Here is a 12,742-nt window from a genome sequence, read left to right on the forward strand (position 1 = left end):
TCCCAGAGTAGCGACTGAAGTCATGCGCGTCGCTCCTCCAACGCCTCAAACGCAAGCCACAGCAGAACCCGATCTCGCGGCTCATCGAGCGAAACTCCGAGAACCTTCTCTACCTCAACGAGACGGGCGTTCAACGTCTGCCTGTGGATGCCCAGCGAACGCGCCGCCTTTTCCCGTGCCCCGTTGCATCGGAGGAACGCTCGCAGGGCGCTGACGTGTGTCGCCTCCCGCCCACTCGCTCTCTCGAGCCGCTTCCGCCATTCACGAAGCAGAGGCTCATCTGCCGCTTCTCTCATCCACATCTGCGCAGAATCGACGGTCACGACGTCCGAGTACTCAAGAATCGCGGGCTTCACGCCTCGCGCCGCGATTCGATGTGCGACCGCAGCTTCGCGCAGGAGCTCCATCACGTCGTGGCGATGCTTGCCGCTACTCACCCCGACGCTCCACAATCGAGCGTTCTCGTTGTCACTCATCAATGCTGTCACCGACGAACGTAACGAGTCGATCGCCGCATCGGGTACGACCGCAATGACTGCCGACGAAGTCGCACAGACGAGGCATGGCAAGCCCGCCTTTCCCATCGTGCTCTGCAGCGCGTCGGCGAGTACCTGCGACGCTGCGCCATCGCTGCTCGCGTGCACGATGGCGCAATTCTCGATGTCCGATAGGAGGACATCTATCACGTGTGGCTCTGGAGGCATCTCGTCGACGATCACGAGCTGAAACAAAGCTTCGCGCAGTCGCAGCGCATCCGAAACGGCAGACTCTGCAGACAGCCTGAGTGCCGTCGCGACCGAGCCGATGATGTTCTGCTCAACAGGCGAATAGCGACTTCGCTTCGCGACCCCGAGAGTCGCTCCGTCAGCCTTCGCCGCGTGAATGTAGAGATCACCAATCGCCGTCGTCGTGCTGTGGCGCGCTGAGCCGCGGTGCACCTGCATCTCGTGGACAACGGTGTCGCGATCGCTGGCGTCGAGGGATACGACACCGTCGATGACGTCGAGTGAACCGTCGTCGTACTGCACGACGACCGTTGCATCGAGCACCCGCGCGAGCTTCGAGAGGCTGTCACGAACGAGTGCCTCCGTCTGCTCATTCTGAGCGAGTCGTTGTTGAACATCTAGCATGCGGTTGACCTGACTCAGCTCTTCAACGGCAATCTTGCGGGAGACGAATTCGGCGATTGCAATGTATGGCGTCGACAGTGGAATCTCCAGCACCGGAATGCCGTACCTGAGCGCCGCACAAATCCATACCGGTGGAACGTCGTCGTGAACGAATCCCGTGCCGTAGCCGACCGCCGCGACCCGTGTCGCCGCCAGCGCATCGAAGAAGGCAAACACCTCCTCGTCCGTGCGTTCGACAAGCCCGGTCGTCAGCAGAAGCTCGTTACCCGATAGCCACGGGCTCGGGTCGCCGATTTCTGACACGTGTACCCAGCGAATCTGTCGACCCAGCAACTCGTGTCCGGCGAGGCAGCGCAGTTCAAATGACGGATCGCTGACGAGATCCGCGACGGTTACGCCCATTCATACCTCCGGTTTCACGTTTACCGCGAATTATAGCTTCAATGTTCACGCACACAATGATTGGTGCGGTGACGGCACACCACGAGACTGAGTGCACTGCACGCCACTGAATTGAGGATTGTTTCATGTCACAATCACCGCGGACCTTCGAGATCATCGGGGCGCCCTACGACGGCGCGTCGACTCTGGGCATTCCAGGATCTCGATACGCGCCGGGAGCGATCCGTCGCGCCCTTGAGTGGATCACGATGCGCGTCGAGCACGGCGAGGTCTATTCCCTCGAAAGTGGCGAGCTGCACCAAGCCCCCAAGCTCATCGACGGCGGAGATGCGGAGGTGATAGCTCACGACCTTGAATCGACACTCGTCAACACGAGCGCACGCCTGGGCGAAAGCATTCGCGGAGGCAACGTTCCGATCCTTCTCGGCGGGGACGACTGCTTTCTCTACGCGGGCAGCCGCGGGCTGCATGACGGCACCGACGACGGAAGTGTCGCTGTCATCCACTTCGACGCCCACCTCGACGTCATGGACGAAAACGAGCAGCAGGGGCGGCACAGTCAGTCGAGCGGTATGCGCCGATCACTTGAGCTCCCGCGGGCGAGCCGCAACCACAGCATCCAAGTCGGGCTGCGACATTTCAACTTCCCTTCTTCGCGCCGCTACGTCGTCACTGATGGCCCGGCACAGATCACAGCGCGCGCCTTTGACGAAATCGGCAGCCGGGCAGTCGCGGAGCGAATTCTCGAGCGAATTGCGGGCGCCGCCCACGTGCATCTGAGTTTCGACATTGACGCGATTGACCCGGCTCACGCGCCCGGTGCCGGAGCATCGGAGCCGGGCGGCATCACCTCGCGCCAAGCCATCGACGTTGTCAGTGCCCTCGCCCCGCACTGCGATTCGTTTGCGGTGACGGAGGTAAATCCGATGACTGACCACAGGGACATGACGTCGACCCTCGCCGCCTACCTCTGCTACTACTTCGCCGTCTTCGGACAGGTGAAGAACCAGCTCTGAACCTCACCCGCCCCGCGAACAACGGAGTTTTGTCGTGACACGCAACCCTGGCCACACAGCATTCAACGGTCCCTTAGAGACGGGTTCCATCACCGTCGTAAAACGCCGACAGCTCAGGCGAACCGTGCTCGGCACGTTCGTCGGCAACGTCATGGAGTGGTACGACGTCGGTGTCTTCGGCTACCTCATTGTCACGCTCGGCCCGGTCTTTCTCCCCGAAGCAGACCCAGCTACGCAAGTGGTCTTCATGCTCGGCACCTTCGCGAGCACCTACATCCTCCGCCCGCTGGGCGGCTTGTTCTTCGGCTGGCTGGGAGACAAGATCGGGCGAAAGCGCGTCTTGTTCATCACACTGACCCTCGTCGCCGGCGCGACGTTCGCCATAGGGCTGCTTCCCACGTACGCCGTCATCGGCGTTGTCGGCTCGATCCTGCTCGTCTTGCTGAAGATGGTGCAAGGCTTTTCTGCGGGTGGCGAATTCACTGGCGCCGTCGCATTCATCAGCGAGTCGTCTCCTGATAAGAAGCGGGGCTTCTACGCTGCGTTCCTCGACGCTGGAAGCTACCTGGGGTTCGCCCTCGGCGCGGGTATCGTCACGGCTCTTCAAGTGATCTTCGGCCAGCAGGCCATGCTCGACGGACTGTGGCGAGCACCGTTCCTGATCGCCGGTCCCGTTGGCCTCATCGCGATCTACCTGCGCCTCCGCGTCGAGGAGTCGCCACAGTTCACGGCCCTGCTCAAACAGAGCAGCGCACGAGCGACAACAGGAGGGCTCCGCGTGAACCCGCTTCGCGCATTTGCCGAGAACTGGCGCGCGATGCTCATGGTGATCGTGCTTGTTGCAGCCGCGAACTCTGCCGGATATGCGTTCACGTCGTACATGCCGACGTACCTCTCAACCGTTCTTGAGCACGATGCCGTGCAGAGCAACCTCATCTCGCTACCACTGCTTCTGCTCATGGCGTGTTCCATGCCGTTCGTCGGAATGCTCTCAGACCGTGTGGGCCGCAAGCCGGTGCTCTTTGCAGCATCCATCTGGGTCATCGTGCTGAGCGTCCCGGCGTTCGCCCTTCTCGGCAGCGGCTCACTTGGGGGAACGGTGTCTGGTCTCGCGCTCATCGGCGTACCCGTGGCGCTGTACATGGGAACGCTTGCCTCGACGTATCCGGCGCTCTTTCCCACGAACAGCCGCACGACGAATCTCGGAGTCTCATACAACATCTCCATCGCGATCTTCGGAGGCACCGCTCCGCTCGTCATCGACGCCCTCATTCGCGCAACAGGGAATGAGTTCGCCGCCGCGTTTTATCTCATCGGCATGTCGGTCGTCGGACTCGTCGCAGTGATCATTCTGCGAGAGAGTGCGCGGCAGCCGCTCAAGGGCTCAGAGCCCAACGTCGAGACTGAACGTGAAGCGCACATTCTCAATGCGGAGCGATCCGGGCGCGGCTGACGACCTTCGGTGTGCCGAGGCACGGAAAGAGTGCCGGGACGAGGACGTTTTCGGCGATTTCTTCCTCTACTCAGCACAATCTCCTTGTCTCGGCACATGGGGCGCTGACCGGCGTCGCGAAGCGCGTCACCGACGAGCGACGTGAGCTCCGGCCTGCGCCGGCAGCCGCGCGGCCTCGATCGTGGGGAACAGCAGCATCGCGGCAACGACGAGGAACGCCCACCGATAGCCGAGCCCAACATCTGCCGGGTCAACGACGTCGGCGACACCCGTCGTGATGCGAACGATGAGCGCGGCGACGGCGATACCGAGTCCCGTCGCCACCTGCTGCATCGTCGAGGCGAGGGTGTTCGCCTCGTTCGTGTGCTCGGGCTCGACGTCGGCGAACTGCACGGAGTTGTAGCCGCTGAACCCGATCGAGCGAAAGACGCCGCTCAGAAACAGCGCCACAGCGATGACCACGAGCGGCGTCTGCTGCGTCAGAAACGCACACCACACGTAAACGGCGGCGCCCGCGAGGTTGCTGCCCACGATCACGGCGCGAAAGCCGAACCGCCGAATGAGCGGGCTCGTCGCGGGCTTGATCATGATGTTTCCGGCAAACACGGCGACAACGAGGATGCCGGCGAGCGACGCGCTCCAGCCGAATCCCTCTTGAAACATCAGCGTGAACACGAATGGCGCCGCGCTGATCAGCAGACGATACACTCCACCGCCGACGTTGCCCACGCGGAATGTGGCAATGCGCAGCGAGTCGAATCGCAGCAGCGGGTGCGCTGCCCGCAGCATCCGCCACACCCCGAGCACGCCGGCGACGATGCTGAGCGCCAGCAGCAGAAGCGCCGCGACCAGGCTCGTGCCGAGCTCTTCCATGCCGAGCACGAGGGCGGCAAGCGCAACGCCAAGCAGGGCGAACCCGACAATGTCGAGCGGATGCCGCTGCGCGATCTCCCCCGCCGGAACGAGCCTGCCCGCGGCGATCATCGCGGCAGCGCCGAGCGGAATGTTGATGAGAAAGATCCAGTTCCAGCCGATCGTGTCGGCGAAGATTCCGCCGATCGCCGGCGCGATCACGGGAGCCAGCAGCGCCGGCCACGTGAGGTAGGCCATGGCGTCGAGAAGGTCGCTCTTGTCGACGACGCGCAGCACGGCGAGACGTCCGACCGGCACCATCATCGCTCCGCCAAGGCCCTGCAGCACGCGAGCCGCAACGAGCAGCGGCAGCGTCAGGCTGAACGCGCACAGCAGCGATGCGACTGTGAACACCGCAATCGCTGCCATGAAGACGCGCTTCGTGCCGAAGCGGTCGGCGAGCCATCCGCTGGCGGGAACGCCGACCGCGAGGGTGAGAAGGTACGCCGTCATGGCGAGGTTGATGTCGACGGCGCGCACGCCGAAGTCGGCGGCCATGGCTGGCGCAGCGGTCTGGATGATGGTGCCGTCGAGGTTCTCCATGAAGAACGTGGCGGCGACCAGCAGCGCGAGCGGCCGGTTGAGGGTCTGCGAGCGCGGCATCCCCCTATTCTGCCGCGCTCGCAGACCGCCGCTCCTACGCCGGATGCAACGCCAGCTCCTGCCCGCGCCAGCGCCGCCGCAGCCACCGGTCGTGACTCGCGATCACCACGGCACCGGGATACGTGCCCAGAGCCTCCTCGAGCTCGGTGGCGAGCGCGAGCGACAGGTGGTTCGTCGGCTCATCGAGCAGGAACAGATGCGGCGGCTTCGCGATGATGAGCGCGAGTGCCACGCGTCGCTGCTGCCCCACCGAGAGGCTGCCGACAGGCCGGTCCAGATCGCGCGGGGCCACGAGCCCGAGCGACGAGAGCGGCAGCTGCGCGGCGCGCTTGGCGCCAAGTGCCTTCTCATACAGCTCACGCGCGCTCGCCTCTGGTCGCGCGAACCGTACATCCTGCTCGAGCAGCTGAACCCTCAGTCCGCGGCGGCGCGACACACTCCCCTTGTCGACTCGCAGGTCGCCGGCCATCACATGCAGCAGCGTCGATTTTCCCGCACCGTTCGGTCCGGTCACGAGCAGCTGCGTGCGCGGTTCAACGGTCACGCGGTCGATGTCGAGACGACCATCGACGCTCACATCGCGAACGGAAAGCAGCGCTTCCCCGTCGGCAAGCGCGTGCGACCCCGTCGGGATACCGGCAAACGACAGCACCTTCGGTGGTTTGCGCACCTGGTTCTCGCGCAGCTCCTCGAGACGCCCGCGAGCGTCCTTCACGCGCCTGCTGATCGCCCCGTCAGTGCGCGCCTGCTTGAACTTCACGATGTATTTGTCGTTGTCGGTCGGTCCGCGGCGATGGCTCACCTGCCGTGCGCCCACATCGACGTCGTACTTCAGCCGCTTCAGCTCGTCTTGCTCGGCGGCGAACTGCGCCTCCCATCGCTCGCGCTCCAGCTGCTTTGCGTCGAGGTACTCCGTGAAGCTCCCTCCGAACACCGTTGCCCGCGACGCCTCTCCCACGGCGGCACGGCTCGCGTCAATGTCGACGAGCCCTGTCGCGACCTCGTCGAGGAACGCCCTGTCGTGGCTGGCGAACAGCACGGAACCTTTCCAGCCCATAAGTTCGTCGCGCAGAAACGCCACGGCGGAATCATCGAGGTGGTTCGTCGGCTCATCGAGCAGCAGGGCATCTGGTCGCTCGAGCAGAAGCGCAGCGAGTGCGAACCGGCTGCGCTGACCGCCACTCACGGCGTCAAGGCGTCGATCCAGACGGATGCTGTCAAGCCCGAGCCCCGCGAGCACGCGGTCGCGCCTCGCGTCGACGCCCCACACGTCGAGCCGCTCGGCGTTCTCGAGGGCATTGGCGTAACGCTCGGTGGCGTCGTCTGTGCCGTCGAGCTGCTCAGCAGCATCCGTCAGCTCTTTCTCCGCTCTGCGGTTCTCAGCGAGCGCGCGCTCGATCAGGTCGTCGACAGTGTCGTCGGCGTCGTGCGGCACCTCCTGCCACAGCAATCCGGTGCGCGCCGGCCGCGCGACCGTTCCGGCGTCGGGCTCGTCGGCACCCGCCGCAATGCGCAGCAGTGTCGACTTGCCCGATCCGTTCTCGCCGATCAGGCCGAGGCGCGCGTTGTGCGCGACGACGAGGTTTACATCGGTGAGCACGCGACGGTCGCCGAACGATCGCGAAATGCCATCGAGCCGAACGTGATCGAGTCGCGCGGCCGTGGACTGTCTGAGTGTCTGTGTATGCATCTGGTCCCCTTTGGGGTCGGCCAGGCGCGCGCACAATGACAGTGCTACTCGTATCGAGTGTCAAGAGGAAGAATCCTTGCGCGCCTGTCAGTGAAATCCGCCGGGCAAGCCTCGGACGCGGACCGGACAGGAGTGCGCTAGTTCTTCACGATCGACGAGCATAGACGACGGATGCTGCAAAGTAAACGAGTTTCAGACAGCTGCCTTTGCCCGTGTCTCTCCCGTGCCCTTTCGGAGCAAGGTTTGCAACAAGACATTCAGGGCGACGCCACCTCCTGAGATTTCTAGCACTCTCTGCCTTCGAGTGCTAATATTTCTGTTACTAAACCTGAGTCAACGGGACTCAGGTGCTCATTCGATCACGAAGGGAGAAGTGAAATGGTGATGACATTTGATCCGCTCAGCCAGCTTGACCGTGTCGCGTCGAGCATCTTCTACTCCGCGCGTGGTCCGAGCGCAATGCCCGTCGATCTGCATCTGGACGGGGATCGCTACATCCTCAGCGCGGATCTGCCCGGCATCGATCCCGGATCCATCGATATCAACGTCGATGGCTCACTGCTGACGCTTCGAGCTCAGCGCTCGATCGAGTCGGGCGAGCACGTTCGCTGGCTGACACGAGAGCGTTTTGGGGGAAGCCTGATGCGTCAGTTCACCCTCGGTGAGGGCATCGACACAGAAGGAATCAGCGCCTCGTATCAGAACGGTGTGCTCAGTCTGATCATTCCGCTGTCCGAACGAGCGCGTCCCCGCAAGATCGAGGTCGAACAGGGCGCCCCGGATGCGCCGGCGGCCATTAACGCCTAGCCGGCGCCATCGCCATTCGCGGGGGAGCGGCTACCGCTCCCCCGCACAGCATCCTTTCAATGACGATGTGAGGTGAGAACGATGAAACGTATCCTGTCGACTCAGATGACAATGTTCCTGCAGGACATGGAGTACCCGTGTGACCGCGACGACCTGCTCCGCGAAGCGAAGGCGGAAGGCCTCTCCACCGCCGATCGAAAACTGCTGGAGCACCTGGAAAGCCGACTCTTCTCCAGCCGCTGGGACATCCGACGTGCGCTCGCCACGTCGAGCACCGCGTCGGCACGGCAGACACGCAACCAGCAGAACGCCTCCCCAGCCGGGAGAGAAGTGGTCAGCGTTTAACGACCCCGCGGCTTCAGCGGGGAGTCCACACTAAGAAGTTGCAGAGGCCGGGCGGGAAACGTCCCGCCTTGCACGACGCAAGACCGAGGAGAGTGAAATGTCGCTTGTTGCCGAACCTCAAATCCCGGGTCGCGGCACCACGGCACCGCCGTCACTCGAGGACATCCGGCTCGATGCACTGTCGCATCGTGAATGGCGAGTGATCGACACACGCTTACCCGAACATGACGCTCCGTGCGTGCTCGGATTTATTGAACGCTGCGGCAACCGCTACGAAACCCTCGTCCTCGGCCGGGGAGTACGAAGGTACAGCTTCCCGAGCCTGGCTGAGGCAAAGCGCCACTTCGCCCGATAACATCACTGCGCTTGAGCTTCCGGTTCGCGAGCGCCGTCAGAGCACGTCGTCGCGGCCCGAGATCTTGAGTGCGTCAACAACGCCCTTCACCCGCTGCGCGTTCTCGCTCGTCGTGACCAGAAGTGCATCCGGCGTATCGACGACGACGATGTCCTTCACGCCGATGAGACTCACGACGCGATCACTGTGCGACACGACAATGCCGCTCGACGCATCCGCCAGCACACGAGCGTTCTCACCGAGAATCGCGAGATCGTTCGAGAGCCCGTTCGAATTGAGCTTCGCGAGCGAGGCGAAGTCCCCGACGTCGTCCCATCCGAAATGACCGGGAACCACGGCCATGCGGCCCTTGGCGGCCGACGGCTCTGCCACGGAATAGTCGATCGCGATCTTCTTGAGCTTCGGCCACAACCGGTCGACGGCGGGACCGCGCGTCGTCGGATCGTCCCACGCCTCGGCCAGCTGCAGGATCGCGTCATGCAGCTCCGGCTCATTGCTCGCAAGCTCTTCAAGCAGCACGTCGGCGCGCGAGATGAACATTCCCGCGTTCCACAAGTACCCGCCGTCATCGAGGTACGCCCGCGCCCGCTCGATGTCGGGCTTCTCGACGAAGGCGTCGACGCTCATGGTCCCATCAGCACCGTCGATGTTCAGCGCGTCGCCCGCCTTGATGTAGCCGAAGCCGATCGCGGGCTCGGTGGGGCGGATGCCGATGGTGGTGATGTATCCCGCTTCGGCAGCGGTGATCGCCTGCTGTACCGCAGCGCGGAAAAGCCGGTCCCCTCGAATGACGTGGTCCGCGGCGAACGACCCGATGATCACGTCGGGTTCCCTGCGCTGCAGAATGGCGGCGGCGAGACAGATCGCGACGGTGGAATCCCGGGGGTCGGCCTCGAGAACGATGTTGGCGTCGCTGATCTCGGGCAGCTGCGCCTCGACAGCGCCGCGGTGCGCGCGGCCGGTCACGACCATGATGCGATCGTCGCCCGCGACGGGAGCGAGCCTGTCCCACGTCGCACGCAGAAGCGTGACGCCCGAGCCCGTGAGGTCGTGCAGAAACTTGGGCGCGTCCGCACGCGACAGCGGCCACAGCCGCGAACCGATGCCGCCAGCGGGGATCACGCTGTAAAAGCGTCGTGAGGCGTTCGTCATGACTCCACGGTACCGGCACCGCCCGCAGAACTATCTCGACATCGAGACACTAAGGGTCCCCTAAGGGGCAGAGTGCCCTCAGAGCGGCATAGACTGGGAGTCAGCGCCATGCGCTCGCCGGCCGTCCGGCCGACGCACAATGCGAACCGTCAGGGAGGGTCGTTCCGTGTCAGCGAAGACTGCAGGGACTCCACCAGTGTCAGCTACCACGTCGAAGCGTCCGGCAGGAACTCTGTACCGTGGTCGCGAGGGCATGTGGTCGTGGGTCCTGCACCGGATTACCGGTGTCGCCATCTTCTTCTTCCTCCTCGTGCATATTCTCGACACCGCACTCGTGCGGGTCTCGCCCGAGGCATACAACGCCGTCATCGGCACGTACCAGACTCCGATCATGGGGCTCGGTGAGGTCGCTCTCGTCGGCGCCATCGTGTTCCACGCGTTCAACGGCATCCGGATTATTCTGATCGACCTGTGGAAGAAGGGGCCGAACTACCAGCGCGCCATGTTCTACATCGTCATCGCCGTCTGGGTCATCACCATGCTCGCTTTCGTGCCGCGGCACCTGATCAACGTCTTCGGGCACTAGAAGAGGGGAACGACATGTCGCAAACAATCGAAGCTCCCCGCACACCGGCTCGCGCGAACCGTTCGTCGGGAACGAACTGGGAGAAGTGGGGCTGGATCTACATGCGCGCGTCGGGCGTGCTGCTGATCGTGCTGATCTTCGGGCACCTGTTCATGAACCTCATGGTGGGCGACGGAGTCAGCGCCATCGACTTCGCGTTCGTCGGCGGAAAGTGGTCCGATCCGTTCTGGCAGGTCTGGGACGGCCTGATGCTGTGGCTCGCTCTCATTCACGGCGGCAACGGCATGCGAACGCTCGTCAACGACTACGCCCACAGCCGCGGCATGCGCGGAACCCTGAAAATCGCGATTCTCGTCGCCGTCGTCGTGCTGCTCGTGCTCGGCACGCTCGTGATCTTCACGTTTGACCCGTGCCCCGCCGGGTCTCCTGCCGACCTGCTTCCCTCGATCTGTAAGGGGCTCTAACTCACCAATGTCCACCACCGCTGCACCATCGTCATCCGCCGATTCGACAGTCGTCGGCGGCATCCACTATCACCAGTTCGATGTCGTCATCGTCGGCGCAGGCGGCGCGGGAATGCGCGCAGCCATCGAGGCCGGCCCCGGCGCGAAGACCGCCGTCATCTCGAAGCTCTACCCCACGAGGTCGCACACGGGCGCCGCTCAAGGTGGCATGGCGGCCGCGCTCGCGAACGTCGAGGAGGACACCTGGGAGTGGCACACCTTCGACACCGTCAAGGGCGGCGACTACCTCGTCGACCAGGATGCTGCTGAGATTCTCGCGAAAGAGGCGATCGACGCCGTCATCGATCTCGAGAACATGGGGCTGCCGTTCAACCGCACCCCCGAGGGCAAGATCGACCAGCGGCGCTTCGGCGGCCACACCCGCGACCACGGCAAGTCGGCTGTTCGCCGAGCCTGCTACGCGGCGGACCGCACGGGACACATGATTCTGCAGACGCTGTTCCAGAACTGCGTCAAGCTCGGCATCAACTTCTTCAACGAGTTCTACGTTCTCGACATCGTCATGGCCGAGGTCGAAGGCGAGAAGAAGCCCGCCGGTGTCGTGGCGTACGAGCTCGCGACCGGAGAGCTGCACGTCTTCCAGTCGAAGGCGATCATCTTCGCGACGGGCGGATTCGGCAAGATCTTCAAGACGACGTCGAACGCGCATACGCTCACGGGTGACGGCGTCGGCATCGTCTGGCGCAAGGGACTCCCCCTCGAGGACATGGAGTTCTTCCAGTTCCACCCGACGGGCCTCGCGGGGCTCGGCATCCTGCTCACCGAGGGTGCCCGCGGCGAGGGCGCGATTCTGCGCAACGCCTCGGGCGAGCGGTTCATGGAGCGCTACGCCCCCACGATCAAAGACCTCGCTCCCCGTGACATCGTCGCGCGCAGCATGGTGCAAGAGGTGCAGGAGGGGCGCGGCGCCGGCCCGAACAAGGACTACGTGCTGCTCGACTGCACGCATCTGGGCGCCGAGGTTCTCGAGACCAAGCTTCCCGACATCACGGAGTTCGCGCGCACGTACCTCGGCGTCGATCCGGTCACCGAGCCGGTTCCAGTGATGCCGACCGCTCACTACGCCATGGGCGGCATCCCGACAAACACCAATGCCGAGGTTCTCGCGACAAACGACACCGTCGTTCCGGGACTCTACGCCGCGGGCGAATGCGCGTGCGTCTCGGTGCACGGCTCGAACCGCCTGGGCACCAACTCGCTTCTCGACATCAACGTCTTCGGAAAGCGCGCGGGCAACAACGCCGTCGAGTACGTCAAGACGGCGGAGTTCGTTCCGCTGCCCGAGGATCCGGCCAAGGAGGTGCGCGAGACCCTCGAACGCATCCGCAACGGCGACGGCCCCGAGCGCATCGGCGCGCTGCGCAAGACGCTGCAAGACGAGATGGACAAGAACGCTCAGGTGTTCCGCACCGACGACACGCTCGACGAAGTCACGCAGACCATTCACGACCTGCGCACGAAGTACATGAACATCTCGATTCAAGACCACGGCAAGCGGTTCAACACCGACCTGCTCGAGGCCGTCGAGCTCGGGTTCTTGCTCGACCTTGCCGAGGTCGTCGTGTTCTCAGCGCGCAACCGCAAGGAGTCGCGTGGTGGCCACATGCGCGACGACTACCCCAAGCGCGACGACGAGAACTACATGAAGCACACCATGGCGTACCTGACCGGCGACCCGCATTCGGCGGATGCTGCCGATCACATTCGCCTGGACTGGAAGCCCGTCGTCATGACACGCTACGAGCCAATGGAGAGGAAGTACTAGGC

12 protein-coding genes are annotated in these 12,742 nt (G+C 63.8%); 8 read left to right on the top strand and 4 right to left on the bottom strand.

Features of this window, described 5'->3' with window-relative positions; translation table 11 throughout:
• Positions 1-20 precede the first annotated feature (20 nt).
• Positions 21-1,532 carry a PucR family transcriptional regulator gene (locus tag ATJ78_RS14535; protein ID WP_098408898.1) on the bottom strand — a complete coding sequence of 504 codons (1,512 nt, stop codon included), beginning with the start codon at positions 1,530-1,532 and terminating at the stop codon, positions 21-23.
• Positions 1,533-1,657: 125 nt separating this feature from the next.
• Here ATJ78_RS14535 and ATJ78_RS14540 point away from each other — a divergent pair, with 125 nt between their 5' ends.
• Positions 1,658-2,548, top strand: coding sequence for an arginase family protein (locus tag ATJ78_RS14540; RefSeq protein ID WP_098408899.1), 891 nt, complete (start codon positions 1,658-1,660; stop codon positions 2,546-2,548).
• A gap of 34 nt (positions 2,549-2,582) precedes the next feature.
• On the top strand, positions 2,583-4,001 hold the full coding sequence (locus ATJ78_RS14545) for an MFS transporter (RefSeq protein ID WP_245836344.1): 1,419 nt from the start codon (positions 2,583-2,585) through the stop codon (positions 3,999-4,001).
• 126 nt (positions 4,002-4,127) lie between these two features.
• Here the strand turns inward: ATJ78_RS14545 and ATJ78_RS14550 are convergent, their stop codons facing one another.
• Both ATJ78_RS14550 and ATJ78_RS14555 read right to left on the bottom strand, forming a co-directional pair.
• Complete coding sequence (locus tag ATJ78_RS14550; protein ID WP_098408900.1) at positions 4,128-5,516, bottom strand: MFS transporter; 1,389 nt, start codon at positions 5,514-5,516, stop codon at positions 4,128-4,130.
• A 34-nt stretch (positions 5,517-5,550) separates the two neighbouring features.
• Positions 5,551-7,206 carry an ABC-F family ATP-binding cassette domain-containing protein gene (locus tag ATJ78_RS14555; RefSeq protein ID WP_098409416.1) on the bottom strand — a complete coding sequence of 552 codons (1,656 nt, stop codon included), beginning with the start codon at positions 7,204-7,206 and terminating at the stop codon, positions 5,551-5,553.
• Positions 7,207-7,584: 378 nt separating this feature from the next.
• Between ATJ78_RS14555 and ATJ78_RS14560 the strand changes: the two genes are divergently transcribed.
• The 3 genes from ATJ78_RS14560 to ATJ78_RS14570 all read left to right on the top strand — a co-directional run bounded on the left by ATJ78_RS14560 (position 7,585) and on the right by ATJ78_RS14570 (position 8,713).
• Positions 7,585-8,013: an Hsp20/alpha crystallin family protein gene (locus ATJ78_RS14560; protein ID WP_098408901.1), complete on the top strand. Its 429-nt coding sequence runs from the start codon at positions 7,585-7,587 to the stop codon at positions 8,011-8,013.
• A gap of 81 nt (positions 8,014-8,094) precedes the next feature.
• Positions 8,095-8,358, top strand: coding sequence for a DUF2795 domain-containing protein (locus tag ATJ78_RS14565; RefSeq protein WP_098408902.1), 264 nt, complete (start codon positions 8,095-8,097; stop codon positions 8,356-8,358).
• Between the two features lie 97 nt (positions 8,359-8,455).
• Positions 8,456-8,713: a hypothetical protein gene (locus ATJ78_RS14570; RefSeq protein ID WP_098408903.1), complete on the top strand. Its 258-nt coding sequence runs from the start codon at positions 8,456-8,458 to the stop codon at positions 8,711-8,713.
• A 36-nt stretch (positions 8,714-8,749) separates the two neighbouring features.
• On the opposite strand, the gene ATJ78_RS14575 is transcribed toward ATJ78_RS14570, so the two are convergent.
• Positions 8,750-9,865: a mannose-1-phosphate guanylyltransferase gene (locus tag ATJ78_RS14575; protein ID WP_098408904.1), complete on the bottom strand. Its 1,116-nt coding sequence runs from the start codon at positions 9,863-9,865 to the stop codon at positions 8,750-8,752.
• A gap of 166 nt (positions 9,866-10,031) precedes the next feature.
• On the opposite strand from ATJ78_RS14575, the gene sdhC reads away from it, so the two are divergent.
• Genes sdhC through sdhA form a run of 3 tightly spaced genes read left to right on the top strand, consistent with a single transcriptional unit; the run spans position 10,032 to position 12,740 of the window.
• Positions 10,032-10,451: a succinate dehydrogenase, cytochrome b556 subunit gene (sdhC, locus tag ATJ78_RS14580; protein ID WP_281253400.1), complete on the top strand. Its 420-nt coding sequence runs from the start codon at positions 10,032-10,034 to the stop codon at positions 10,449-10,451.
• 14 nt (positions 10,452-10,465) lie between these two features.
• Positions 10,466-10,915 (top strand): succinate dehydrogenase hydrophobic membrane anchor subunit, encoded by a 450-nt coding sequence (locus tag ATJ78_RS14585; RefSeq protein WP_098408906.1) that lies wholly within the window; start codon positions 10,466-10,468, stop codon positions 10,913-10,915.
• A gap of 7 nt (positions 10,916-10,922) precedes the next feature.
• Positions 10,923-12,740 (top strand): succinate dehydrogenase flavoprotein subunit, encoded by a 1,818-nt coding sequence (gene sdhA / locus ATJ78_RS14590; protein WP_098408907.1) that lies wholly within the window; start codon positions 10,923-10,925, stop codon positions 12,738-12,740.
• Positions 12,741-12,742 lie beyond the last annotated feature (2 nt).

It is taken from the genome of Paramicrobacterium agarici (genome assembly GCF_002563955.1).
GTDB classification, from domain to species: Bacteria; Actinomycetota; Actinomycetes; order Actinomycetales; family Microbacteriaceae; genus Paramicrobacterium; species Paramicrobacterium agarici.